This is a genomic window from Streptomyces sp. NPDC018019, assembly GCF_044327805.1.
Taxonomy (GTDB): Bacteria; Actinomycetota; Actinomycetes; order Streptomycetales; family Streptomycetaceae; genus Streptomyces.
Window position 1 is genome coordinate 155,568 of the sequence record NZ_JBIRGD010000013.1, and the last position, 24,727, is coordinate 180,294.

Below are 24,727 nucleotides of genomic sequence, written 5' to 3' on the forward strand. Positions count from 1 at the left end.
GCACCGGAGCCACGCACCCGACCGACCGATCCCCTCGATTCGACCCGTTAGGAGCCGGTTGCGGATGAAGCGGATGTTGCCGGGCGAGTCGGCGCTGCTGTCTGCGCCCCGCCCTTTGGGGTACAGGTGGCGCATGCGGAAGCTGTTGAGCACATGGGACCGCCAGATCTTCGACACCGTCGCGGGACGGCACTGGCCGGGCGCGGAGCGGGTGCTGCCACGGCTGACGCGCACCGCCGACCACGGCCTCCTGTGGATGGGGATCGCGGCGGGCGCGGCGGCCCTGGGCGGGCGGCCGATGCGGCGGGCCGCGCTGCGCGGGGTGGCGTCGCTGGCGACGGCGTCGGCGACGGTCAACACCCTGGGCAAGCGCTCGGTCCGGCGCGACCGGCCGCTGCTGGACGCGGTGCCGGTCATACGGCAGCTCAGCCGCCAGCCCTTCACCACCTCCTTCCCGTCCGGCCACGCGGCCTCCGCGGCCGCCTTCGCCGCCGGTGTCGCCTTCGAGAACAAGTGGTGGGGCCTGGCGCTGGCGCCGGTCGCCGCCTCCGTGGCGTTCTCCCGCGTCTACACGGGCGTGCACTACCCCGGCGACGTCCTGGCGGGCGCCGCGCTCGGTGTGGGCGCGGCCCTGGCGGTGCGCGGTCTCGCGCCGACCCGGGCGCAGCTGGCGCCCCCGGCGCGGCCCGCGGCCGACGCGCCCGCGCTGCCGGCGGGGCGCGGGCTGTTCGTGGTGGCCAACCACGCGTCCGGGCAGCGCACCGGGCCGCGCCCCGACCGGGTGCAGGAGGTGCGCGGCGTGCTGCCGGAGGCCGAGGTGGTGCTGTGCGGCGATCCGGAGTGCCCGCCGATGGAGAAGGCGCTGGAGGAGGCCGCCGGGCAGGCCGAGCGGACCGGCGGCGCGCTGGGCGTCCTGGGCGGGGACGGCACCGTCTGCGCCGCGGCGGCGGTCGCCGTACGGCACGGTGTGCCGCTGGCGGTGCTGCCCGGCGGCACCCGCAACCACTTCGCGTACGACCTGGGCATCGAGACGCTCGGGGACGCGGCGCGCGCGGTGGAGAGCGGCGAGGCGGTCGCGGTGGACCTGGCCGGCATCCGTACCGCGCCGGGCGAGGACCCCACGTACTTCCTCAACACCTTCTCCATCGGCGCGTACCCGGAGCTGGTGCGGGTGCGCGAGGAGTGGGCGGGCCGGATCGGGGCCTGGCCCGCCGGGGTGCTGGCGGCCTGGAAGACGCTGCGGACGGCCGACCCGATGACGGTGGAGGTCAACGGCAAGCGGCGGGAAGTGTGGCTGCTGTTCGCGGGGAACTGCGCGTACCGCGGGCTGGGTCTGGCGCCGGTGCGCCGGCACGACCTGGCGGACGGCGTGCTGGACGTGCGGGTGGTGCACGGCGGGCGGCTGGCCCGTACGCGGCTGCTGACCGCGGCCCTGACGGGTGCGCTGCGGCACTCCCCCGTGCTGAGCGAATCCCGGGTGCGCTCGGTGCGCATCGGCGGCCTCGCGGAGGGCGGCGTGCTGGCGTACGACGGCGAAGTCGCTCCGGCTCCGAGTGAGTTGACGATCTGCAAGGAGAACGAGGCGCTGACCGTCTACCGTCTGCTGCCCGAATAGCAAGACGGCATTCTCATGATGCGGTCATCCGGCGTACGGTGAGGACGGCCACCGACCGGGAGAGCGAAGGAGCCGTCCGCCATGCCGCACGAGTCCGCCGTCCACGCCCACGAATCCCACGGGCACCGTGAGTCCGCCGTCTACACGCACGGGCACCACGAGTCCGTGCTGCGCTCGCACACCTGGCGCACCGCGGCCAACTCGGCCGCGTACCTGCTGGGCGCGCTCGAGCCGCACATGGAGATCCTGGACATCGGCTGCGGCCCCGGCACCATCACGGCCGACCTGGCCGCGCTGGTGCCGCGGGGCCGGGTGACCGGGCTGGAACGCGCACCGGAGGTGCTGGAACAGGCGCGGGCCACCGCCGAGGCGCGCGGTCTGACCAACGTCCGCTTCGTGACCGGCGATGTCCACGCCCTGGACTTCCCGGCCGGCTCCTTCTGCGTCACCCACGCCCACCAGGTCCTCCAGCACGTGGGCGACCCGGTCCGGGCGCTGCGCGAGATGCGGCGGGTGACGAAGCCGGGCGGCGTGGTGGCCGTACGGGACGCGGACTACGCGGCCATGACCTGGTACCCGGCCGTCGACGGCATGGACGGCTGGCTGGACCTCTACCACCGGGTGGCCCGCGCCAACGGCGGCGAGCCGGACGCCGGGCGGCGCCTGCGCGCCTGGGCGCGGGAGGCCGGTTTCGCCGATACCGCGATCACCTCGACCGCCACCGCCTGGTGCTACGCGGCCCCCGAGGAACGCGCCTGGTGGAGCGGCCTGTGGGCGGACCGCACGGTGGCCTCCTCGTACGCCCGGCTGGCGGTGGACGGCGGGCACGCCACCGAGGACGAACTGCACCGGATCGCCGGTGCCTGGCGGGAGTGGGGCGCGCGGGAGGACGCCTGGTTCGGCGTGCTGCACGGGGAGATCCTCTGCCGGGTCTGACACCCGGTGCCGCGGTACGGGCCCGGGCTGGTCCGCCGCCCGGGCCCGTACGACGGCCGCTGACCCGACCGCCACGCCCGACGCGCACCATCCCCGGGGCGCCGGTAGGAAAGATCCGTGAGACCGATGCACGGACGGGCCGCTCCCGCCGCCCTGGCCGCCCTGGCGGCGCTGACGCTCCTCTCGGCGGCCTGCGGCCCCCAACGGCCCGCCGCGGGGCGCCCCGGCGCCACCTCCGGGCAGCCCGCCAAGGCCGCGCGGCCCGGTGGCTTCACCCTCCTGGCCACCGGGGACGTGCTCCCGCACACCGAGATCATCGAACAGGCCCGCAAGGACGCGCACGGCCGCGGCCACGACTTCGGGCCCATGTTCGCCGCGGTCCGCCCCCAGGTGTCCGGCGCCGACCTGGCGATCTGCCACATGGAGACGGTGTACGGCCCGGACGGCGGCCCCTTCACCGGCTACCCCGCCTTCCAGTCCCCGCCACAGGTCGCCGCCGCCCTCAAGGCCACCGGCTACGACTCCTGCTCCACCGCCTCCAACCACACCCTGGACGCGGGCGCCGACGGGGTGCGCCGCACGCTCGGCGCCCTGGACGCGGCGGGCGTACGGCACGCCGGCTCGGCCCGCTCCGCCGACGAGGCCGCCCGCCCCACCCTCCTCAAGGCCGGCCGGGCGACCGTCGCGCAGCTCGCGTACACGTACGGCACGAACGGCATCGCCGTACCCGAAGGGCGGCCCTGGACGGTCAACCTCATCGACCGGGACACGATCCTCGCCGACGCGCGGGCCGCCCGCCGGGCGGGCGCCGACGTGGTCGTGGCCAGCCTCCACTGGGGCACCGAGTGGCAGCAGGAACCCGACGCGCAGCAGCGCTCCCTCGCCCGGTCCCTCACCGCCGCCCGTACCGGGGGGCGCCCCGACATCGACCTGATCATCGGCACCCACGCGCACGTCCCGCAGGCGTACGAGAAGGTCAACGGCACCTGGGTCGTCTACGGGATGGGCGACCAGCTGGCCGGCTACATGTACAACCCGCAGGGCGCGGTGGACTCCCGCGGCAACCAGAGTTCGATGGCCCGCTTCACCTTCGCCCCGCCGGACGCCGCGGGGCGGCGCTGGACCGTCGCCAAGGCGGAGTTCACCCCCCAATTCACGGACGTGGACCACGCCTTCCGCGTGGTGCCGCTGACCGCCGACGCGCCCGGCGGGTCCGCCCACGCGCGGGCCCGCGACGCCGTACGCGAGGTGGTGCTGTCCCGCGGTGGCGCCGCCGACGGCCTGACGATGACCGGTTGACCGGGGAGCGGGGCGGGGAAGCGGAGCCGGATCACCCAACTGATCGCATGGGGCGCGGCACCCCAACTACGCTTCCCCCATGGACATTCTGGGGACCTCTCTGCGCGTGTGCGTGACCGATCTCGACGCCGCGATCGGTGTCTACGAACGGCTGACCGGCGCCGAGGCGATGCGCTTCCACCACGGCGGCGTCTCGGTCGCGGCCGTCGGCTGTTTCTTCCTGATGAGCGGTCCGGAGGCACAGCTCTCGGTGCTCCGCAAGATCACCGCGACGCTCGCCGTCGACGACGTGGACGACGCGGTGGCCGACCTGACGGCGGTCGGCGCGCAGATCATCGCGGGCCCGCTGCCGACGCCGATCGGCCGCAACGTCGTCGCCCGCCACCCGGACGGCTCGGTCTTCGAATACGTCGACCGCAAGGCGGCCTGACCCGCGCCGCCGGGCGCGGTGTCAGGAGACCTCCAGCACGATCTTCCCGCGGGTCCGGCCCTGCTGGCTGCGGCGGAACGCCTCGGCCGCCTCGGACAGCGGCAGCACCGTGTCCACGTGCACGGTGAGCTTCCCGGCGTCGGCGAGGTCGCCCAGCGCCGCCAGACCGGCGCTGTCCGGCCGTACCCACACCATGTGCCCGCCCTTCGCCGTCACCTCGTTGTCGGCGACGGAGGCGATCCGGGAGGTGTCCCGCAGCACCTCCTGTGAGACGTCGACGACGCCGTTGCCGACGAAGTCCACGGCCGCGTCCACCCCGTCGGGGGCCAGTTCCCGCACCCGCCCGGCCAGGCCGTCGCCGTACGTCACCGGCTCGGCGCCCAGGGAGCGCAGGAAGTCGTGGTTGCGCTCACTGGCCGTACCGATCACACGGGCGCCGCGGGCCACCGCGATCTGCACGGCGAGCGACCCGACCCCGCCCGCCGCGGCGTGCACCAGGACCGTCTCGCCCTCGGCCACCCCGGCCCGGTCCAGGGTCTGGCGGGCGGTGAGCCCGGCGAGCGGCAGCCCGGCGGCCTGCTGCCGGCTCAGCGCGGCGGGCTTGCGCGCCAGGGTCCGCACCGGCGCGGCGACCAGCTCGGCGAAGGTGCCGTGCTGGACCTCGTCCTTGCGCACGTACCCGACGACCTCGTCACCGACCGCGAACTCGGTCGCGTCCAGCCCGACCGCCTCGACCACACCGGCCACGTCCCAGCCGGGGATCAGCGGGAAGTGCACGTTCATCAGCGGATCGAGATACCCCGCCAGCACCTTCCAGTCCACCGGGTTGACCCCGGCCGCCGCCACCCGCACCAGCACCGAGTCCGGCCCCACCTTGGGGTCCGGCCGGTCGGTGTATTCGAGCACGTCGGGGTCGCCGTAGCGGTGTGCGATGACTGCCTTCATGGTGATGTCTCCCGGGTGGGTCGACCGAGGGGACCGCCGCCCGTCCGCGGACGCCGGCTCACCGCGGTGTCATGGTCATGTGCAGGGTGCTGGGGTGCGGGTGCATCCCGTTGATCTCGCGTACGGTCTCGCCGGGCACCGGACGCAGTTTCCAGCGGGGCAGCAGCAGGGCGACGGCGGTGAGCATCTGTGCCCAGGCGAAGTGTTCCCCGATGCAGCGGTGGCGGCCGGCGCCGAAGGGGATGAAGGCCCCCTTCGGCAGGGGCGGGGTCCTCGGAAGCAGCCATCGGTCCGGGTCCAGGCGCAGTGGATCGGGGTAGTGGACAGGGTCACGCTGGAGGCTGTGGGGGCTGTAGCCGAGTTCGGTTCCGGCCGGCAGTTCGACGGTGCCGAGGCGTACGGGCGCCGTGGTACGCCGCATCACCAGCAGCACGCCGTGCATGCGCAGGGTGTCCTGCACGGCTCGTCGCGTGTAGTCCAGCCTGCCGAGGCATTCCCCGGGCGGCACGTCCCCGTCCGCCACGGCGCCGGCCTCGGCCACCACCCGCTCTTCCACCCCGGGGTGACGGGCCAGTTCGTGGAAGGCCCAGGAGAGGACGGCCGCGGTGGTCCCCACCCCCGCGAGGAGGATGCCGAAGGCCTCGTCGTGGACCTGCTGGGGCGGCGTCGGCTCGCCGGTCACCGGGTCACGGGCCGACAGCAGTGTGCTGATCAGGTCCTCGCCCGGGGCGGCGAGCCGGCGGGTGACGGCGTCCGCGATGGTCCGGTGAACGGCGCGGCCGGTGGCCGCGACACGCCGGTTGAAGGGCAGGGGGAGGCGTTCGAGGAAAGCCGGGCTCTGGTACTGGCGCACGAGATTGTCGAGCAGTTCGGGCAGGGCACGGCCCAGGGTCCGGACGGTGGCCTCGTCGGGGTCGTGGCCGAACAGGGCGTCCATGGTGTTGCGGAGGACCAGACCGGTCATGGCCTGCTGCACGTCGACCACCTGGCCGGGGCGCCAAGAGGCACTGAGGCGCAGGGTGTTGCGCCTCAGCAGCGCGGCGTGGGCGACGGTGCCGGTGCGCCGCAGGGCGGGCTGCATCAGCCGGCGTTGCCGGAGGTGGAAGGCGCCTTCGGAGCCCAGCAGGCCGTTGCCCACCAGCTTCCGTCCGCGTTCGAAGAGGATGCCACGGGTGATCTTGTGGGCGTCGGTGACGAGGATGGTGTGCAGGTACTCGGGCTCGTTGAGCATGTACATCGGCGTACCGCCGATCCGGATGCGCACGATGTCGCCCAGGTCGCGCACCGCCTCCAGGAACGCGAAGGGCCGGTTGACCAGCGGCAGGGCATGGCCGAGCAGTGGCAGCCGCCCCGGTGGGCACGGCAGGTCGGCGAGCCGTCGCGGCACAGCGGCGGCGGTCTCGGACAGCATCCGGCGGCACTCCTCGGAAGTCGGTTCCCGGCTCATCCTCGGCGGCGTACGGCCCGGAACCGGCGCGCCACACCCTCCGGCACCGTGCACAGCCGCCATTCGGCGGTCAGCGGCCGTCGGCCCGGCCTGCGTCCCGGCGCTCGTGTCACCCGAGTGGCCCGCGCCCGGTGGGCCTGGAGGCGGGCCGTGTGGTCGCGTGGAAGGAGGCCGGCCCGTGCGGGGGCGGAGGCCGGTCAGCGAAGCGGCGCACCACTGGTCGCCGCCGTCGACAGGAGTCGCTGATGTCACTGCCCCGCTGGAGCCGTACCGCCGTGCCGGCCTGTGCGCTGGCCGCCGCAGGCTGCGTCCTGTCCTGGGCCGGCGCGGCGGCCGGGGTGACCCCGAGCGTGCTGCCCGCTCCCCAGGTGAAGGTCGGCAAGGCGCAGACGGACCTGTGTCCGACGCCCGCCGTCGCCACAGCGCTGGCCGACCAGGGGGTGGCGCTGGAGGCGAAGAGCCCGGGCACCGTCATCGATTCGGGCGGGCGCCGGTGTGTCCGGCTGCCGATCACCCGGGGCGAGTTCGCGCTGGACCTCAGCAAGGGGTCCGTACCGGCCGACGGCGGCATCGTCTTCACGAAGGCCGGGGGCCGCAGCGTGTCCTTCACGGACGTGGTGTTCGACTTCGGCTCCCACAAGGCCAACGGTACGGCCACCGCCGACGGCACCAAGGCCGGGCGGGCGCGGCAGCAGGCGGTGGAGCTGTTCTCCTTCAGCTTCCAGATGGAGAAGACCAAGGTCGATCTCACCAAGGGCGCCGCCCAGGGCGCCGCGGCCCTGAGCCTGGGCACCGGCGGCCACACCGCGCTCAAGGACGCCTTCGGCACCAGCCCGCTGCCCGCCCAGGGAACGGTGTTCGACGGTACCGCCGGTGGTGACGTCGCCCAGGCGGCGCAAGCACTCTCCCGCGCCCTGCTGCCGTGACGACCACCCAGGACGGTGCCCTCGGCCGGGCCGCCCCCGGTGTCCGGGTACCCCGTGCCGCAGAGCAGATCCGTGTCGTGCTCCCCCCGCGGTACTGCCCGCTGCCCAGCGCCGTACATCCGGACACCGACCGGCTGAACGCCCGCGCGGCGGCCTGGCTGAACGGGTACGGCCTGTGCCGGGACGGCGCGCAACGGGTGCGGATGACCGGCAACGACGTCGGAGGGTTCTACGGCCGGATCATGCCCCGGGCGCCGGCCGGCCGGCTGCAACTCGCGGTCGACTGGTGCGCGCTGATGTTCGCCTTCGACGACCTGCACTGCGACGAGGGCCCGGCCAGCCTGCGCCCCGGGGACTTCGCCGGCTTCGCCACGCGCCTGCTGCGCGTGCTGGAGGCGCCGGGGACCGTGCCGGACGGGGCCGGGGACCCGTTCCTGGAGGCGGCGGGCGACCTGGCGGCGCGCTGTCGCGCCGAAGGCACACCGGTGCAGGTGCGGCGCATGGTGGACGGGCACCGCGCCTGGTTCCTCGCCGTGCTGTGGGAGTTCGGCTGCCGCCTGGACGACCGTACGCCGTCCCTCGACGACTACGCCCACCTGCGCCAGCACACCGCGGCCGGTACGGCGACCACCAGCTGGATGGAGATCGTCGACGGCGCGGAGATACCCGGCGGGGACATGGACGCGCCCGCGGTGCGCGCGTTGAGCGAACTGGCCTTCACCACCGCGGCCTTCGACGACGACCTGTTCTCGTACGGCAAGGAGCGCTGGCTGGCCGCCCGCGCGCCCCGGCCCGCGCGCTGCCGGCTGAACCTCGTCGACATCCTGGCCGCCGAACACGGCCTGGACCTCGAAGCGGCGACCGCCACGGCCGTGGACCTGTGCAACCGGCTCACCCTGCGCTTCGTACGGCTGCGCGAGCAGGTGCTGCCCCGGGCCGGGGAGCCGCTGCGGCAGTACCTCGACCACCTCTCCCACCTGATCCGCGGCAACCTCGAATGGGGCCTGCGCGCCGGCCGCTACACCGACCCCGACGGCCGGCACCCCGGGGCCGTCCGTACCACCGGCTCCTTCACCTCGGCCGCGCCGCGCGCCGACGCCCCGCCGCCGATCCCGTCCATCGCCTGGTGGTGGGACCGGTTCTGAGGCCGCCGGGGCGACGGCACGCCGTCAGCGCCGTGGGCTGAGCACCAGGTCGACGCGGCCCCGCGGCCGCAGCGCGACCGCGGCCCTCGGTTCCGCGCGCGTCGGCACGGCGATACGGAACCGGCTCGTCATCGCGGCCACGACGAGGGCCGCCTGCTGGAAGAAGAACGACTGGCCGACACACTGGTGGGGCCCGTCCCCGAAGGGCAGGTACGCGAGCGGGTGCCGACCGCGGACGCGCTCCTCGGTGAAACGGCCGGGGTCGAAGCGCAGCGGCTGCTCCCAGAAGGCGGGCAGCCGGTGGGTCAGATAGGGGGAGAGCACCAGGGTGGCGCCGGCCGGGATGGCCACCCCGTCGATGACGTCCTCGGCGGCGGCCGCCCGCGGCACCGCCCACGCCATCGTGTACAGACGGCAGACCTCGGCCAGCACCCTCCGGGTGAGCTCCAGGTTGCGGGCGTGCCCGGGCCGGGGCGGCCCGCCGCCCAGCACCGCGTCGGCCTCGCGGCGGACCTCCGCCGCGAGGCCGGGGTGCTCCGCGAGGGCGACCCAGGTCCAGGTCAACGTGAGCGCGCTGGACTCCGAACCCGCCACGAACAGGGCCACGATGTCCTGCGCCACCTGCGCGTCGCTCAGCGCCCGGCCGTCGGCGTCCGCCCCGTCGAGCAGCGCGCTCATCAGGTCCGGGCCGCTGTGCCGCGCGTGCCGCGCCCGACGGATCAGCGGCAGCAGGATGCCGTTGACCGTACGGGTGGCACGGGCGAAGGCGCGGTCGCCCGGCAGCGGCACCGCGAGCGGCACGAAGGGCAGCGCCATCCGCCACAGCAGCGAGTCGAAGGCGACGGCGACCGCCGCGGCGAGCCGGTCGCACTCCCGCTGCGGGATGCGCGAGCCGAAGAACACCGGGTTCACGACCCGGAGCACGATCCGGGTCATCTCCGTCACCGCGTCCACGGTCGCGCCCGCCGCCACCCGCGCCTCCAGCTCCGCCACCGCGTCGGCGACCGCGGCCGCCGTCCCGTCGGCGAAGGCGTGCGCGCCACCCGCCAGGCCCTTGCACCACAGGTCCCGGCTGGCCCGCCACTGCGGCCCCTCGCCCGCGATCCCCAGCCCCGTCAGACGGCCCATCGCCTTCCACATCGCCGTGCCCCGGCGGTAGTTCGCACCGTGGTCGCGCAGGACGTGCCGCAGATGGTCGGGGTGGGTGACCAGGAAAGGCCGGAAGGCCCCCAGGTCCAGCCGGGTCAGCGCGCCCTGCGACTGCCGCCCGGCACGCTCCATCAGCTCCAGCGGGCCGCCCGCCCGCAGGCCGCCGAGGACGTGCCGCAGGGCGACGGTGTGCGGCCGGTTGTCGGTACGGGTCGGCATGGCGGTGCTCTTTCGCGGCGCGGTGTGACGGACACGGCCGGGCACCCCGAGCGAGCCCGGTCACTGCCGGCTCGCACCCCGGCCCGCGCACCGCACCCTACGCACCGTCCACCGCTCCCCCGCCCAGCCACACCGGGCCATTCGGTCACGACCGGCCGAACACGGCCGTTCGGTCACGGCCATTCGGTCACGACCGGCCGGACACGATCGCCCGGTCACGCCCCTTCCGTATGGATGCGCTGGCCGTCCGCCCCGACGGTGACGCGGTGCTCGCTCCAGCCGGGCCAGCCCAGCTCTCCGTAGGAGCGGCGGGGGCGTTGGGCGCGGGTCTTCATGAAGGAGACGGCTTTGACGAGGTGGCCGGTGGCGTTGCCGTGGCCGTCGCAGACCAGTCTGAGCAGGGCGTCGGTGTGGTAGGGGGTGTCGAGCGGGGTGACGATCACTCCCCCGGGGCGGACCTGGCGCGGCCAGGCGGCGGGGACGTGGCGGACGGCCGCCGTGGACAGGATGCGGTCGTACGGCGCGGCCTCGGCGTACCCGGCCTCGCCGTCCCCGACCACGGTGTGCGGGGCGAGACGGAGTGCGGTGAGGTTGCCGGCGGCCCGCCGGGCCAGCTCGTCGTCGATCTCCACCGTGACGATGTTGGCGGCGCCGACACGGCGGGCGAGCAGCGCGGTGGTGTAGCCGCTGCCCGTACCGATCTCCAGGACCTTGTCGAGCGGCTGCGGATCGAGGTGGTGCAGCATGTCGACGATGACGGCGCTGCAGGAGAGGGAACTGGTGAAACACCCGCCGGCGGCGGCGGGCCCGTCCTCGGGCCGTACCCGGCCGTCGTCGATCTGCGTGATCAACGCGGTCAGAGGGCGGTAGACCGCCTTGAGCCACTGCCGCGGGCGCTCGGTGCGGTCCAGCACCGGGTAGCGCCCGTCCTGCGGGTTGGGCCACCACACCCGGTCCGGTACGAAATGCTCCCGCGGCACCTCCAGGAACGCCGCCCGCAGCCAGTCGCGGCCGTGGAAGTAGCCGCCGTCGTACCCGTCGATCGCGGCCGCACACGCCCGTCGCAACGACGCCGCGTCCACCATCCCGGCACCGGGCCGCGCTACTCGTCGTCCTCGTGCTCCGGCGGCGTGTCGTCCCGCGGCATCGGACTGCCCGGCTCCCCCGGACTCGCGTGCTCCCCGCCGACCTGCCCGTTCTGCTCCTGCCGATGCCCCACCACGACGCACCCCTCCCACCGACCGACCCCACCGGCAACCAGTCTCCGGCCCCGCCCCGGGAAAACGCCACCTCTCCCCAGAGCTGGGGTGCGACGGCGGGTCGGGCCGGGTTCGTCCGCTGTGATGCGCGGCCCCATTGTGGCGGAGGCGCCGTTCCCCGCAGGCCGGTGACTCATCTGTCTCGGTGCAGGTCGGTGATGTGGGTGAGGACCTCTGCCACGTGGGGGCGCAGCCGGGCCTTCAGGGCTTGGGACCATTCCTCTTCCGTGTAGAGGCAGTTGAGGTACAGGTGTCTGGCGTGTTCCAGGACGGGGCGGTGTGGTGCGGGGAGGCGGGCGAGGGCCCAGTCCGCGGCGGCGTCCTTGGGTCTGATCTCGCCCGTGGCGAGGGTGGTCCAGACGCGGGCGAGGGTGAGCAGGACGTTGCGGGTGTCGTCGGCCAGGGCGTCGAGGAGGTCGGGGATGCCCGCGACGCTCGCCCGGACGAGGTCGGTGTGCGGCACGGGGTCGAGGAGCGCGGCGGGAGGCGGGCCGGTGAGCGGGTGGTCGCCCGCCAGCACCGCCGTGAGCGCCAGGGCCAGGTCCGGCATCGGGCCGGGCCGTGGTGGCCCGCCCGTCCGGAGTTCGTCGCGCAGCCACTCGCCGTACAGGAAATCCCCGGTCGGTGGGTACCGCCAGGGGCGCACCTCGGACCGGACGACGACGGTCAGTTCGTCCGGTGGTCTGCTCAAGCTGCTCCATCACGTCAGTGTCGGGCACCGCCCGCTTACCGGCACGCGCGTTTCCGGCGGCCGGCCCGGCGCCCGTCACCGGTGCCGTGCCTCACACCGCCCGCATCCGGAATTCGTAGCGCTCCGGGAGCGGGTGGTCGGCGCGGGCCCTGGCCCGGACGGTGTCGGTGACCGGGCCGGTGCCCGCGGTCATGCGCTCGGCGATGGCGTACCAGGTGTCGCTGAGGACTTCGTCGCCCTCGCGGAGGTCGGGGACCTCGAAGCCGCGGTCGAAGACGGCGCGGGCGGCCCGTACGTCCCCCTGCGCCAGGGCGGCCTGGGCGGTCAGCAGGGCGAAGCGGCCGTCGGCGCGGAGGTCCGCCGGGAGACGGCCGAGGGCGGCGGCGGCCTCGTCGCTCCGCCCGGCCGCGAGCAGCGCGGGGACCGCGGCCCGTACCAGGGCCGGGAGGAGCGGCGCGGTGTCCGCCGCCGGTTCCTCCTCGGTGTCGTCGGGAGCGCAGGCCAGCGCCTCGGCGTAGCGCTGCGCCGCGCGCGCCGTCTCGCCCGCGGTCTCCTCGGCGACGGCGAGGCAGTACAGGGGCCGGCAGTCCGCGCCGTGCGCCAGGGCCCGTTCCCAGCTGCGGACGGCCTGGGCCCGGTCGCCCGCGTGCCACTGGGCGATGCCGAGGTGGTGGTCGGTGGCCGGGCCGGGCGGCGCGGACTCCAGCAGGTCCCGCCACGGCGGGGCGACCAGGGACGCGGTGGGCACATCCGCCCCGCGCGGGAAGTCGCCGGTGTGCAGCAGGGTCAGCCAGGGGCGTTGTTCGGGGCCGAGGGTGGACTCGGCGAAGGGGGTGCCGGGCAGCTCGTGGCCGGTGCGGGCCTGTTCCAGGGCGCCCCAGCCGGAGCCGGTGGCCAGCGTCTCCTTCGGTTCGAGGTCGGCGTACGGCCGCCAGGCGGCGTAGGCGGCGTCCACGCTGTCGCGCGGCAGCGCCGCTTCGAGCCGGTCGCCGACCGCGCGGCGGGCCGCGTCCCAGTCCCGGCCGTGCACCGCCGCGGGGTCGGCGGCGAGCGGCCCGTACGCCTCCAGCCAGGCGAACTCCGCGCCGCCGTCCAGGCGCAGATGTTCCAGCTGCGTACGGGCCAGGCCCGCCTGGATCTCCGCGTAGCCGCCGGTGCCGGGCTCGGTGAGCCACTGCTGCCAGCGGCGTCCGGCGCGGCCCGCGCCCCACAGGAACAGCTTCCGGCCGCGCAGCGTGTCGGTGGAGGTGTGCACCAGGCCGCGGCCGGTGGCGTCGAGCGAGGCGATCCAGCGGCGCTCGCCGTCCGGGATGTCGTAGAAGTGGTCGGCGGGGAATTCGCTGCGCAGCGGGTACGTGCGGTCGGCGCCGTCGGACTCGGGTACGGGGATGCGGCGCAGCCGGTGCTCGTAGCCGAAGTGCCAGGCCGCGTCCGCCGGGGCGAGGACGCGAGTGTGCTCGTCCTCCGGTACGGCGGTGTTGGACCACCAGTAGGCGGGCACCGCGGTCAGGTGCGGATTGCGGATGCGGACGCCGACGTGGAGGAAGTCGGAGCTTTCCGGGAGCCAGAGGTCCACCTGGAAGGGCAGGTTCCGCAGCCGTTCCCACTCCCACAGCCGCAGCATCTCGCCGCCGTCGGGCGCCGGTACGGTCGCGGCGTGCACCGGGGCGCAGGAGAGCGTGGTGTGGCCGGTGGCGCCGATGTTCCACTCGATGCCGCCGGAGAACCAGGCGCCGTTGAGGGCGAAGTGGGCGGGCTGGAGCACGGGGTTGCGGTACAGGAGTTCGCGGCCGGTGGGCTTGTGGTGCAGGGAGTGCACCCGGCCGCCGAGGCCGGGCAGGACGGTGGCGCGCAGCCGGTCGTTCTCGATGACGAGCGCGTCGAGGGTGGTGTCGGCGCGCGTCCGGCCGTAGCCGTCGCGGATGCTCACGGGCAGCAGGGAGTCCAGCGGCGCGTAGCGGAGCTGGCGCGCCATGTCGGGCGGCAGGTCCAGGTCCGTGGACAGCTCGACGCGGTGCACGTCGGCCGGGGCACGTAGGGCGGGCAGCGGGCTGGCCGGGCCGACGGGTGCTGCGGGAAGGGACAGGGTCGTGCGTCGCACACTCGTGGCCACGGCTCGCCTCGCATGGTGGTACCGGGCCACCTCGGGTGCGGTGGCCGCCTGTTGACCATGGAACCCTGTCGGCGCGCGCCTGAACAGGGCCTATTGAGGCCGACTGCGGTCAGGGCCGCGCCAGGACGCTTTCGAGGAGGCCGGCGAGGAGCACCGCGCCGGTGCCCTCGGGGTCGAGGTCCGGGTCGTAGATGGCGAGGTCGAGCCCCACGCAGCGCGGCGAGGCGGCCAACGGCGCCAGCAGCTCGCGCAGTTCCGCGGGGAGCAGGCCGCCGGGGTCGGGGCTGTCGACGGCGGGCATGACGCTCGGGTCGAGCACATCCGCGTCCAGGTGGATCCAGAAGCCGTCCGGGGTGGTGTTCTGGATGTCGCGCAGCACCTTGCGGGCGACGGCGGCCGGTTCCTGCTGCCGGATCTCGGTGGCCGTGCGGTGGGAGATGCCCAGGCCGGTCAGTTCCGAGCGGTCCTCGTCGTCGTCGCGGATGCCGAGGATGTGCAGGTCGGTGTCGCGTACGTACGGTCCGAGGCCGTCGATGCCGGTGAGGTCGGGCTGGCCGCGGCCGGTGATCTGGGCGGTGCCCTCGCCGGCCGCGGCGCCGACCGGGCCGCTGCGGCCGGTGTTGCCCGGGTGCCGGAAGTCGGCGTGCCCGTCGAGGTAGGCGACGCCGTACCGGCCGGTGCGGCGCAGGGCCAGGGCGGCGCCGAGCAGGATGGAGCAGTCGCCGCCCAGGAGGACCGGGAACTCGCCCGCGCGCACGTGTGTCTCGACGCGGGCGGCGAGCCGGCGCGTGTAGTCCGCGATGGCGGCGGCGTTGAAGTCGCCGTCGCCCTCCCGCCAATCGCCCAGGTCGTAGCGGGGCGGGACGACCACGCCGCCTTCCAGGGCGCCGAGCCGCCGCAGCAGGCCCTGTTCGCGCAGGGCGCCGGCCAGCTTGTAACAGCCGGGGACGGTGCCCGGGGCGGGCGGGCGCAGGCCGAGGTTGGAGGGGGCGTCGAGGAGCACGATGCGGCGCATCCGGTCATCTCACCGCACCGGACGCCGAGGGGCAACGGGGTTCCGGGGGCCGGAGAGCGGGGCGGGCGGGCACGTCGGGGGCCGGGCGCCGGGAAAAGGGAACGCGCGGCCGGGCACCGTATCGTACCGTTGCAAGCGCATCGATACGAATGGCGACGGAAAGAGGGCACGGCGATGGCGACGGAGCACACCTACCGGGTGATCGTGCGCGGCCGGTGGGACGGCCTGACCGACCGGGCCAGGGCGCGGCTGCTGGCCGAGGCGGACCGACACGGGCTGGCGCAGCACCGCTTCACGCCCGAGGGCTCGCTCGTCTACGACACCGCGCTGCGGTCGTTCACCTACCGGTACGTGATCGTCTCGGACGCGGCGGACGGCGAGGAACTGGCGGCGGCCCTCGCCGAGGAGAAGGCGGAGGCGGCGCTCACCGCGGCCGGGTACGGCTACCGGGACCTGCGTTCCTCGGCCACCGACATGGACACCATGAAGATCAACCGGAAGGGCCGCTGAGCCCGGAGGCCGGGCACCGGGCCCCGCTCACCGCTCCGGCGGCTCGTTGCACCGCAGCTGGTTCCCGAACGGGTCGGTGAGGGTCAGCGACAGCCCGATCTCGTTCTCCTCCAGGCCGGGCTTGAGGAACGGGTAGTCCTTGCCCGCCAGTTCGGCGTGCAGCGCGCGCACGCCGGCCAGCTCCACGTACACCACCGAGCCCGGCGTCCCGTCGCCGTGGTGCTCGGAGAGGTGCAGGACCAGGCCGCCGCGGGACACCTGCGTGTACAGCGGCAGCTCCGGCGCGAAGCGGTGCTCCCAGTCGACGGCGCAGCCCAGGTAGCCGAGGTAGAACGCGTGCGCCTTGGGCACGTCGAAGACGCGCAGCACCGGGACGGGGTGCCGGAAGGTGATCTCTGACATCAGGCCGCCTCGAACATGTCGCTCGTGATCGCCCAGCGTTCGTGGTCCCGCCAGGCGCCGTCGATGAACAGGAAGTCGGGTGAGTAGCCCTCCAGCCGGCAGCCCGCGCGCCGGGCCAGCGCGACCGAGCGTTCGTTGGCCGGCTGGACGTTGATCTCCAGCCGGTGCAGCCCCAGCTCGTCGAAGGCGTACCGCATGGCCAGCCGCAGCCCTTCGCTCATCAGGCCGCGCCCGGCGGCGTGCGCGAACGCGCCGTAGCCGACCGCGCCGCAGCGGAAGGCCGCGTACACGATGTTGTTGACCGTCAGGAAGCCCGCGATGCGGCCGGAGTCCAGCTCACAGATCAGGAACCCCTCGCGCGTCGGCTCCTGCAGCTTGGCGAAGTAGCCGTCGTACGCCGCGTCGGTGGTCGGCGGCGCCAGCCACGGCCGGTGCAGCCGCACGCTCTCGCGCGCCCGCGCCGTGAACTCCGCGCGGTCCGCGGCGGAGAAGTGCCGGATGCCGACCCGCGGACCGGTGGCGAGATAGTGATCGTCACCCATCGTCCGATCGTACGAAGTGCCGCGCCGCGGCGCCAGGCATTTCGGCCGGGTGCGCGAGCCGCGGGCGTCCGGTCCGCCGGTCCCGCCGGGGCGTGCGCCGCGCCCCGCGGGTCAGCGGTCCGCCCAGACCGGCGCGTCGGCGCCCAACCGGCCCGGCGGCCGGTGCCAGTTGGCCGGGCCGCCGTCGAAGGTGACGGGCGGCAGGGCGTGGCGGAGGTGGCCGAGGGGGCTCGGGGTCTCGGTGAGGTACGGGGCCGGGTCGTACGGAGGGGCCGTCGGCCGGGCGGCGGAAGGCGGCTCGGCCGGGCCGTTGACCAGCCAGCCGGCGGTCCGGGCCAGGGCGAGGGTGGCCAGCCGGGTGCCGCCGGTGCGGGACTGTTCGGTCAGCGCGCGCAGGACCGCCGCGGCCAGCAGGTACCCCGTTCCGTGGTCCAGGGCCTGGGCGGGCAGCGCTCCCGGAGTGCCGTCCGTGGCCGCCTCGGTGACGGCGATGCCGGTGGCCGCCTGCACCAGGCTGTCGAAGCCGCGCCGCCCGCGCCACGGCCCGTGGTCGCCCCAGGCGGAGAGCCGGGCGACGACCAGGCCGGGCCGGCGTTCCGCCAGGGCCTCGGGCGCCAGCCCGTACCGGTCCAGGGCGCCCGGCCGGTAGCCGGTGACGACCACGTCGGCGGTGGCGAGGAGGGCGTCGAGGGCCGCGCGGCCGGACCGGGACCCGAGGTCGAGGGTGGCCGAGCGCTTGCCGAAGCCGGTGTCGCCGTGGGCGTCCGGGCTCTCCGGCAGGTGGGGCGCGTCCAGGCGCAGCACGTCGGCGCCGAGGAGCGCGAGGGTCCGGGTGGCGACCGGCCCGGCGATCACCCGGGTCAGGTCCAGCACCCGCAGCCCGGCGGCCGGGAGCAGCGGCCCGTCGCCGGTGCCGAGCGCGGTGAGGCGCCGCCGCGGGGCCCCGGCGCCGATGCTCTCCAGCGTCAGCAGCGGCCGGGCGGCCACCGCCGCGCCCTGCTCGTGCGCGGCCCAGCGGCCGGGCGTACGGACGGCGACCGCCAGTCCGCCCGCCGCGTAGACGGTCTCCTCGGCCTCCTCGGCGCGCCGCCCGGCGAGTTCGGCTGCCACGTCCGCCACGTCCGCCGTACCCGGCAGGCCGAGCGCGGCGAGCAACCGGGCCCGGTGGTGCGGGTAGTTGGCGTGGGTGCGGACCCAGCCGTCGGCGGTCCGCCAGAAGCGGGAGAGCGGCGCGAAGGCCGCAGGGGCGCGGCCGTCGATCAGCAGGTGGCGTTCGCTGCGGAAGGCGGTGGCGACCGCGCCGTCGTCGACGCGTACGTCCGGTACGGCGCGTCCGGTACGGCGGGCGGTCAGCTCGGCGGCGGCGAGCGCGCAGACGGCGACGGCCGAGCGGGCCGCCGGGAGCACGGGGAGCCGGGCCGCGAGCGGGCCCTCGGCCACACCGGGAGGGCCGCCGTACGCGATGCGTTCCAGCAGGGCGGGAGCACCGCCGAGGGCCGCCCAGGCCGTGTCCGTGGTGGGCGCGGCGGTGTGGCCGGCCCGGCCCGCCGCCCCGGTCACCGCGCCGTCCGCCGTACCGCCGTGTACATGCACCATGCAGGAAGTCTGACACCCGGCGCGGTACGGCGTCGGTCAAGAACGATCAAATCCTGTCGGCCGCGGTACGGATCGCGCAGGCCGCCGCGTACCCGTCGGGCACCGTGACGTCCGCCATCTCCCACCCCGGCACCGGAATCGGCACCGGCCCCGCGCCGACCAGCGTGGTGGTCATCAGGTCGCCCGCCAGCCCGCTGCCCATGCCCTTCAGACACGCCTCCTTGCGGGTCCAGCAGCGGGCGAAGGCGGCCGGCCGGCCGGCCTCCGGCAGGGCGTCCAGCGTCGCCCGCTCCTGGGGGTGCAGCATGCCCGACACCTCGGCCACGGTCCGCGGCGACGCCTGCTTCTCGATGTCCACGCCCACCGGCGTACGGGCGACACCGATCAGCGCCATGTCGCCGGTGTGGGAGAGCGAGAAGTGCAGCGGCACCCCGGCGCCGGCCAGCGCGGGCCGCCCGTGCGGCTCGTCGCAGCAGGGGCAGGGTTCGCGCACGAAGCGGAGCGCCGCCGGGTCGCGGTCCAGGCAGGCGCCGAGCAGGCGGCGCAGCGCGGCGTGCGAGGTGGCGTAGGTGTCCCGGTCGCCGGGCCGGACGAAGGCGGCGGTGCGCTTGCGCTCGGTCGCGTCCAGCACCGCGGTGTCGTGCAGTCCGGCCTCGGGCACGGTGCGCACCAGCCACAGCGCCACCGCCGGTGCGCCGTCCGCGGGCAGCGGGTCCGGCAGCGCTGCCGGGTCGTACGCCTCGGGTATCAGGGCGGGCCGCGCGGCGCCGCACTCCTCGCTGGGGGCCCAGGTATCGCCCGTGGTCATCGGTCGTACTCCCTCGTCCTCTTGTCGCGCATCCGCCCGGGGCCGTTACGGCCGTACCCGGTGACCGTACCCGGCTTGCGGGGCGCGCGCGGCCCACTCGCGCTCCCCCGCGCTCGGCGCGGCCAGCGCGAGCCGGCGGTGCGTCCGGCGGAGCAGCGCACGGGCGAGGACCGGGTGCACCCGCCGGACCACCGCGAAGTACAGTCGCCCACCGGCGTCGTGGGTGCGCACGACCGTGCTCAGCGTCACCCGGCCGCCGTGGCCCGCGGTCCGGCCGTCCGCCCCCGCGGCCGGACTCTCGACCAGGACCGACGCCCGGAAGTCCAGGTGGCGGGCGTCCCGGCCGAGCAGGATCTCGCCACCGTCCGCGGTCTCCGCGCGGCCCCGCTCGGGGAACGCGCCGCGCAGCACGTCCTTCCAGGCCGCCGGGTCGCGCGGCATCCCGGGCGGCAACGGCAGCTGCCAGGCGTCCTGGAAGTCGGTGCGCGCGAAGGCGCCACGGGCCAGCCGGGCGCCGGGCGGGACGGCGACGGCGGTGGGGCGCGCCCACAGGAGCCGGTTGAGCAGCCGGACCCACGGCGACCGGCGGACCGGGGCGCGGATGGTACCGGTGGCGGCCCGTTCGGCGTTGTCGAGGACCTCTTCGACGACGGTGGCGTGCACCCACCGGATCGCCGGCGGCCACAGCAGGCGCTGGACGCCCTTGAGCCGGTCCTCCAGCACGTGCGTCACCCGGCAGCTCCCGGCGTCGAGCGGCGTGATCTCGACGGCGTGGTGGCCGCCGCCGGGGAAGTCGAAGCGGACCCGGCGCCCCGGCTCGTACGCCGTGACGCGGTAGCGGACGAAGCCGTGGCCGCCGGTCGCGCCGACGCCCAGCGGACGGTCGAAGCGCATGGCGGGCCAAACGGGCACCGGGAACAGCGGGTCGTCGTCGGCGGCCAGCCGGTCGAGCAGGGCTCCGACCGTCTCGGCCGGCGCCGCGACGGTGCGGGCGTGGACATCGCGGACCGTGCGCATCGGCACCTCCATACGGTGGCGTATGTTTGACCGTACGGTAGCGTATGGACATGGCACGACGGCGAACTGACGGCCCTTCGGAGGGCCTCTCGGGCGGCACCGGGCAGGGCACACGGGAAGACAGCGGCCCCGGGAACACGCGGCGCGGCGGGGCCCGCCGGCGTCTGACCGCGCAGGACTGGGCCGAGGCCGCCCTCGCGGCCATCGGCGAAGGCGGCCTGGCGGCAGTGGCCGTGGAGCCGATCGCCGCCCGCCTCGGCGCCACCAAGGGCAGCTTCTACTGGCACTTCGCCAACCGGGAGGCGCTGATCGACGCCGCCCTGGAACGCTGGGAGCAGCTGCACACCGAAGTGGTCATCAAGGAGCTGGCGGCGGAAGCCGACCCGGAGTGGCGGCTGCGCGCCCTGTTCGCGTACGCGACCGCGGCGGCGGCCGAGGACCCGCTGGAGGTGGCGCTGCTGGCGACGGCGGCGGACCCGCGCGTCGCGGCGGCCCTGCGGCGGGTGACGGACCGCCGTGTCGGCCACGTGGCCGGGCTGTTCGCCGCGCTGGGCTTCCCGGAGGCGGAGGCGCACCGGCGGGGGCTGCTCGCGTACACGGCGTATCTCGGCCACACGCAGTTGAACCATGCCGTCCCCGGGAGCCTGCCCGACGGGGCGGACCGCGACGGCTATCTGGACTCGGTGATCGACATCCTGCTCCGCCGGGACTGACCGGCTGTGCCCCCCCGAACCGGCCCGCGCGGGCCGGCAGACCGCGCCTCCCGGAACGACGGCCTCCGCCCGGCTGCGCCCGGCGCTGCCCGACACACCGCCGCCCGGCCGAAATTGGCCGGTCTGCGCATAGACGTATTCCGTGCAGGGAGCATGGGGTGGAGAGGCACCGGACCCGCCCGCGCGCACCACACCCGCCCCTCCCTCCTCCCCTCTCCCAGCCCTTATCTCCTCCCGACCCGCCGTCCGACAGCCTTGCCACAGGAGCCCGCCGGCCGCACCGCCCCCGCCGCCTGCCCACCTGGAGCCCACCTGGAGGTCCCATGACCGAGGCGCCGCCCTTCCCGCAGGACCGCACCTGTCCCTACCACCCGCCCACCGGCTACCAGCCCTTACGCGACGCCCGCCCGCTGACCCGCGTGAGGCTCTACGACGGGCGCTCCGTCTGGATGGTGACCGGGCACGCCGAGACCCGGGCGCTGCTGACCGACCCGCGGCTGTCCGCCGACCGGCAGAACCCGGCGTTCCCCTCCCCCGTCCCCGCCTTCGAGACCCTGCGCAAGGTGCGGACCCCGCTGCTGGGGGTCGACGACCCCGAACACAACACGCAGCGCCGGATGCTGATACCGAGCTTCAGCCTCAAGCGTGTCGCCGCGCTGCGCCCCCGCATCCAGGAGATCGTCGACCGGCTGCTGGACGCCATGGAGGAACAGGGCCCGCCGGCCGAGCTGGTGTCCGCCTTCGCGCTGCCCGTCCCGTCCATGGTCATCTGCGCGCTCCTCGGCGTCCCGTACGCGGACCACGAGCTGTTCGAGGGCCTGTCCCGCACGCTCCTGCAGAGCACCGACCCGCAGGAGATCGACGGGGCCCGGACCCGGCTGGAGGGCTACTTCACCGACCTGGTGGCCCGCAAGCGGCGGGAGCCGGGGGACGGCCTGCTGGACGAGCTGATCGCCGAGCGGCTGGCCACCGGCGAGCTGAGCCACCGCGAACTGGTCAACATGGCCATGCTCCTGCTGGTGGCCGGGCACGAGACCACCTCGAACATGCTGTCCCTGGGCACGTTCACGCTGCTGGAACACCCCGAGCAGTTCGCCGCGCTGCGCGCCGACGCGTCGCTGCTCCCGGACGCGGTCGAGGAGCTGCTGCGGTTCCTGTCGATCGCCGACGGCATGGTGCGGGTGGCGACGGCGGACATCGAGGTCGGCGGCGAGACGATCCGGGCGGACGACGGCGTGCTCTTCTGCACCTCGGTCGTCAACCGGGACGGCGCCGCCTACGCCTCCCCGGACACCCTGGACTGGGACCGCTCCGCCCGCCACCACGTCGCCTTCGGCTTCGGCGTCCACCAGTGCCTGGGCCAGAACCTGGCCCGCGCGGAGATGGAGATCGCCTTCGCCTCGCTCTTCGCCCGCTTCCCCGGCCTGCGGCTGGCGGTGCCCGCCGCCGAGGTCCCCGCGAAGCCGGGCCACTCGCTCCAGGGCCTGGTCGAACTGCCCGTCACCTGGTAGCGGCGCAAGCCGCCCGGCCCTCGCCCCACCGTGTAACGCCGACGAACGGAAGAATCACGCCATGAAGATCGCCATCGATACGTCCGTGTGCATCGGCTCCGGTCAGTGCGTACTGACCGCGCCGGGTGTGTTCACCCAGGACGACGAGGGGTTCAGCGCCCTGCTGCCCGGCCGCGAGGACGGCGCCGGCGACCCGCTCGTACGGGAAGCCGCCCGCGCCTGCCCGGTCCAGGCCATCTCGGTCTCGGACGACTGAGGACCGCGCACGGCCGCTCGCTTGGTGGCCGGAACCGGCTCTAGGCCGTGTCTTTGGATCAGCCAGGCGCCGCGGGCCCAGGATGATCCGAAAGGCACGGCCTAGTCCTCCGGCTCGTCCAGCGGCCCCCCCACGACGGGCAGTTCGAGCGTGCCGGCCTCCGTGGGGGAGCTGCGCACGGTCACCGGCTTGCTGCCCCGGTTGCCGAAGTACGCGGTGTCGCCGGCGGACATGACCAGGCGCAGCCGGTGCCCCGGTGCGAAGCGGTGCACGACCGCGGGCAGGTCGACGGTGAACTCCCGGGTGACGTCGGGCACCCGGACCGGGGCCACCAGCCGGTGGACGAGGCTCTTGCCGCCGTTCGGCGCGATGTCGTAGAGCTTGAGGAAGAGCAGCAGCCGGTCGGCCGCGTCGCCGGAGCGCTGCGTCCGCGCGGCCTCGGGGGAATGGACGCGGAGGGTGGCCCGGGGTGCTCCGACCACGTCCACGGGCTGCCCGCGCACCGGCTCGGACGTCCAGTCCAGGTAGGTGCCGCGGGTGTCGTACGGCTTGGGGTTCGGCAGTTTCAGCAGGGCGGCCAGCGAGCTTTCCGAATGGCTGGGCGCCACCCGCCAGTTGCGGTACTGGCGGCTGCCGGGGACCACGTCCGCTGGGGTGTCCACGAGCCTGCCGTCCCCGGACAGGTACAGCCGCTGCGGCATGCCGACGGGGTAGACCTCCGAGGTGGCGTAGGACGGGGCCTGGGGCGCCCAGTCGCGGTAGTACGCGAAGGCCGGGCCGGTGTCGGTGTCCCACTCCCGGCGCAGATAGCGGCCGAACCAGGCGAGGACCCGCCGGCCCACGTAACTGTCCTCGAAGTTCCCCTTGGCCAGGTCGAGTTCCCCGGGCGCCGGGTCGGTCATGCCGCCGCTGTGGCCCCAGGACTGCCAGATCATCGCCGTGTCGGTGCCCTGGGCCCGCAGGACCTCGAACGTCGCGGCGGCCTCGTTGAGGTTGAAGAGGGTGTCCGCCTGCCCCTGGACGAGCAGGGTGGGGGTGCGGACCGTGGCGAGGTAGGAGGCCGGGGAGACGCTGCGCGCGTAGGCGAGCGCGGCGCGCGTGCGGGCGGCCGGGTAGCGGCCGGAGTTCAGCAGCTTCTTCAGTTCGCACGCCTGCGCGACGAAGTGCACACAGCCCGCGCCGCCGCCCCGGGACGGATCCAGCCGCGGGTGGAGCAGCCCCTGGGCCTCGCCGATGAGGTAGAAGCCGTTGGTCCACTGGTACTTGTACGCACCCGGGCCGGGCCCCGCCACGCCGGTCGTGCGGTCGGCGTTGTTGGGGGCCAGCGAGTACCCGAGGTCGTGCCACGTGATCAGCGGGACCAGGGCGTCCAGCCGCTCGTCCACCGAAGCGGTGGCCAGCTGGATCGCGCCGCCGTACGAGCCGCCGAACATCCCCACCCGCGGGTCCCGCGGGCCGTCCCGGGTGACGAAGTCGATACGGGTGCCGTCCCGCGCCGTCCGCTGCCCGGCGAGCAGGTCGAGGAGCCGGCCGGCCGCCTGCCCGTCGATCCGCGGGTCGTCGAGGGAGATCGGGCAGCCGGTCCGGCCGAAGCCGAGGCCGGAGTAGGCCAGCGCGACGTAACCGCGGGAGGCGAAGGCGCGGGCGATGGCGTCGGTGGAACCGTCCGACTTGCTGCCGCCGAAGCCGTTGGTGGTCAGGACGGCGGGCGCCGGGTGAGCGGCGTCCACCCCGGCGGGGCGGTAGAGGTCGGCGTCCAGCGTGCAGTCCCGGCCGCCGGCCCGTACCGGCACCTTGAGGGCGGTGACCGTGTACCCGGGGTGCCGCGAACCCGCCGCGCCGGCCGGCCCGGTGGCGAGCGGCCCCAGCAGGGCGGCGCAGGCCGCCAGGCACACGGAGGCGGAGAGGGGCAGCCGCGCCGGACGGGTGCGCGCAGCGCGCCGGACGGGCCGGGACACGGCACCGGGCAGGGCTCTGGACACGCTGGGCACGCAGACCTCCACAAAGGCACGCCGTACCAAGCGGTCGGTAACGGCCGGCTCATGGTGTGACACGGGTAACAGCGGTGTCAACGCTCGCACCGGGGATTGTCCCCCGGCCGCGCCAGGTCCATCCGAAAGGCTCCGCCCGGGCCACTCGATGGGCTGCACGAACACCCGGAACCCGGGCCGCCGGACCACCCG

Annotated in this window: 22 protein-coding genes and 1 pseudogene; 10 read left to right on the forward strand and 13 right to left on the reverse strand. The window is 75.1% G+C overall.

Annotation, left to right across the window (positions count from 1 at the left end; translation table 11 throughout):
* Positions 1-133: 133 nt before the first annotated feature.
* The 4 genes from ACH4FX_RS22190 (at position 134) to ACH4FX_RS22205 (ending at position 4,280) form a co-directional block, all read left to right on the forward strand.
* Complete coding sequence (locus ACH4FX_RS22190) at positions 134-1,615, forward strand: bifunctional phosphatase PAP2/diacylglycerol kinase family protein (RefSeq protein ID WP_398481449.1); 1,482 nt, start codon at positions 134-136, stop codon at positions 1,613-1,615.
* Positions 1,616-1,696: 81 nt separating this feature from the next.
* Positions 1,697-2,551 (forward strand): class I SAM-dependent methyltransferase, encoded by an 855-nt coding sequence (locus ACH4FX_RS22195; protein ID WP_398481451.1) that lies wholly within the window; start codon positions 1,697-1,699, stop codon positions 2,549-2,551.
* A gap of 126 nt (positions 2,552-2,677) precedes the next feature.
* On the forward strand, positions 2,678-3,850 hold the full coding sequence (locus ACH4FX_RS22200) for a CapA family protein (RefSeq protein ID WP_398481646.1): 1,173 nt from the start codon (positions 2,678-2,680) through the stop codon (positions 3,848-3,850).
* A 79-nt stretch (positions 3,851-3,929) separates the two neighbouring features.
* A complete protein-coding gene (locus ACH4FX_RS22205; RefSeq protein WP_398481453.1) occupies positions 3,930-4,280 on the forward strand; it encodes a VOC family protein in 351 nt (116 codons plus the stop codon).
* Positions 4,281-4,301: 21 nt separating this feature from the next.
* Here the strand turns inward: ACH4FX_RS22205 and ACH4FX_RS22210 are convergent, their stop codons facing one another.
* On the reverse strand, positions 4,302-5,225 hold the full coding sequence (locus tag ACH4FX_RS22210) for an NADP-dependent oxidoreductase (protein WP_398481455.1): 924 nt from the start codon (positions 5,223-5,225) through the stop codon (positions 4,302-4,304).
* A gap of 58 nt (positions 5,226-5,283) precedes the next feature.
* Positions 5,284-6,636 (reverse strand): cytochrome P450, encoded by a 1,353-nt coding sequence (locus ACH4FX_RS22215; RefSeq protein ID WP_398481457.1) that lies wholly within the window; start codon positions 6,634-6,636, stop codon positions 5,284-5,286.
* A gap of 281 nt (positions 6,637-6,917) precedes the next feature.
* Here ACH4FX_RS22215 and ACH4FX_RS22220 point away from each other — a divergent pair, with 281 nt between their 5' ends.
* Both ACH4FX_RS22220 and ACH4FX_RS22225 read left to right on the forward strand, forming a co-directional pair.
* Positions 6,918-7,598 (forward strand): hypothetical protein, encoded by a 681-nt coding sequence (locus tag ACH4FX_RS22220; protein ID WP_398481459.1) that lies wholly within the window; start codon positions 6,918-6,920, stop codon positions 7,596-7,598.
* Positions 7,595-8,743, forward strand: a complete 1,149-nt coding sequence (locus ACH4FX_RS22225) for a glutamate dehydrogenase (RefSeq protein WP_398481461.1) — start codon at positions 7,595-7,597, stop codon at positions 8,741-8,743. The genes ACH4FX_RS22220 and ACH4FX_RS22225 overlap by 4 nt, the downstream gene beginning before the upstream one ends.
* 24 nt (positions 8,744-8,767) lie before the next feature.
* On the opposite strand, the gene ACH4FX_RS22230 is transcribed toward ACH4FX_RS22225, so the two are convergent.
* The 5 genes and pseudogenes from ACH4FX_RS22230 to ACH4FX_RS22250 all read right to left on the reverse strand — a co-directional run bounded on the left by ACH4FX_RS22230 (position 8,768) and on the right by ACH4FX_RS22250 (position 15,189).
* Positions 8,768-10,111: a cytochrome P450 gene (locus ACH4FX_RS22230; RefSeq protein ID WP_398481463.1), complete on the reverse strand. Its 1,344-nt coding sequence runs from the start codon at positions 10,109-10,111 to the stop codon at positions 8,768-8,770.
* A gap of 215 nt (positions 10,112-10,326) precedes the next feature.
* Complete coding sequence (locus ACH4FX_RS22235; RefSeq protein WP_398481465.1) at positions 10,327-11,196, reverse strand: methyltransferase domain-containing protein; 870 nt, start codon at positions 11,194-11,196, stop codon at positions 10,327-10,329.
* A gap of 307 nt (positions 11,197-11,503) precedes the next feature.
* A pseudogene (locus ACH4FX_RS22240) lies at positions 11,504-12,049 on the reverse strand (aminoglycoside adenylyltransferase domain-containing protein); the annotation flags it as partial.
* A 103-nt stretch (positions 12,050-12,152) separates the two neighbouring features.
* Entirely contained in the window at positions 12,153-14,174 is a 2,022-nt protein-coding gene (locus tag ACH4FX_RS22245) for a DUF5107 domain-containing protein (protein WP_398481466.1), read from the reverse strand.
* 109 nt (positions 14,175-14,283) lie between these two features.
* Positions 14,284-15,189, reverse strand: coding sequence for an arginase family protein (locus ACH4FX_RS22250; protein WP_398481468.1), 906 nt, complete (start codon positions 15,187-15,189; stop codon positions 14,284-14,286).
* 174 nt (positions 15,190-15,363) lie between these two features.
* On the opposite strand from ACH4FX_RS22250, the gene ACH4FX_RS22255 reads away from it, so the two are divergent.
* Complete coding sequence (locus ACH4FX_RS22255; RefSeq protein WP_398481470.1) at positions 15,364-15,699, forward strand: DUF6204 family protein; 336 nt, start codon at positions 15,364-15,366, stop codon at positions 15,697-15,699.
* 27 nt (positions 15,700-15,726) lie between these two features.
* Here ACH4FX_RS22255 and ACH4FX_RS22260 read toward each other — a convergent pair whose 3' ends face one another.
* The 5 genes from ACH4FX_RS22260 to ACH4FX_RS22280 all read right to left on the reverse strand — a co-directional run bounded on the left by ACH4FX_RS22260 (position 15,727) and on the right by ACH4FX_RS22280 (position 20,064).
* Positions 15,727-16,101: a glyoxalase superfamily protein gene (locus ACH4FX_RS22260; RefSeq protein WP_398481472.1), complete on the reverse strand. Its 375-nt coding sequence runs from the start codon at positions 16,099-16,101 to the stop codon at positions 15,727-15,729.
* Complete coding sequence (locus tag ACH4FX_RS22265; RefSeq protein WP_398481474.1) at positions 16,101-16,643, reverse strand: GNAT family N-acetyltransferase; 543 nt, start codon at positions 16,641-16,643, stop codon at positions 16,101-16,103. The genes ACH4FX_RS22260 and ACH4FX_RS22265 overlap by 1 nt, the downstream gene beginning before the upstream one ends.
* A gap of 111 nt (positions 16,644-16,754) precedes the next feature.
* Entirely contained in the window at positions 16,755-18,239 is a 1,485-nt protein-coding gene (locus tag ACH4FX_RS22270) for a CoA transferase (RefSeq protein ID WP_398481476.1), read from the reverse strand.
* Positions 18,240-18,285: 46 nt separating this feature from the next.
* Complete coding sequence (locus ACH4FX_RS22275; protein WP_398481478.1) at positions 18,286-19,047, reverse strand: 4'-phosphopantetheinyl transferase family protein; 762 nt, start codon at positions 19,045-19,047, stop codon at positions 18,286-18,288.
* A 45-nt stretch (positions 19,048-19,092) separates the two neighbouring features.
* Positions 19,093-20,064 carry a DUF2867 domain-containing protein gene (locus ACH4FX_RS22280; RefSeq protein ID WP_398481479.1) on the reverse strand — a complete coding sequence of 324 codons (972 nt, stop codon included), beginning with the start codon at positions 20,062-20,064 and terminating at the stop codon, positions 19,093-19,095.
* 50 nt (positions 20,065-20,114) lie between these two features.
* On the opposite strand from ACH4FX_RS22280, the gene ACH4FX_RS22285 reads away from it, so the two are divergent.
* From ACH4FX_RS22285 to ACH4FX_RS22295, 3 genes are all read left to right on the forward strand, one after another.
* A complete protein-coding gene (locus ACH4FX_RS22285) occupies positions 20,115-20,777 on the forward strand; it encodes a TetR/AcrR family transcriptional regulator (protein WP_398481481.1) in 663 nt (220 codons plus the stop codon).
* Between the two features lie 323 nt (positions 20,778-21,100).
* Entirely contained in the window at positions 21,101-22,288 is a 1,188-nt protein-coding gene (locus ACH4FX_RS22290) for a cytochrome P450 (protein ID WP_398481483.1), read from the forward strand.
* 61 nt (positions 22,289-22,349) lie between these two features.
* Positions 22,350-22,544: a ferredoxin gene (locus ACH4FX_RS22295; protein WP_398481484.1), complete on the forward strand. Its 195-nt coding sequence runs from the start codon at positions 22,350-22,352 to the stop codon at positions 22,542-22,544.
* Positions 22,545-22,645: 101 nt separating this feature from the next.
* Here the strand turns inward: ACH4FX_RS22295 and ACH4FX_RS22300 are convergent, their stop codons facing one another.
* The gene (locus ACH4FX_RS22300) at positions 22,646-24,535 is read right to left on the reverse strand and encodes a CocE/NonD family hydrolase (RefSeq protein ID WP_398481486.1); all 1,890 of its coding nucleotides are present in this window, start codon (positions 24,533-24,535) and stop codon (positions 22,646-22,648) included.
* Positions 24,536-24,727 lie beyond the last annotated feature (192 nt).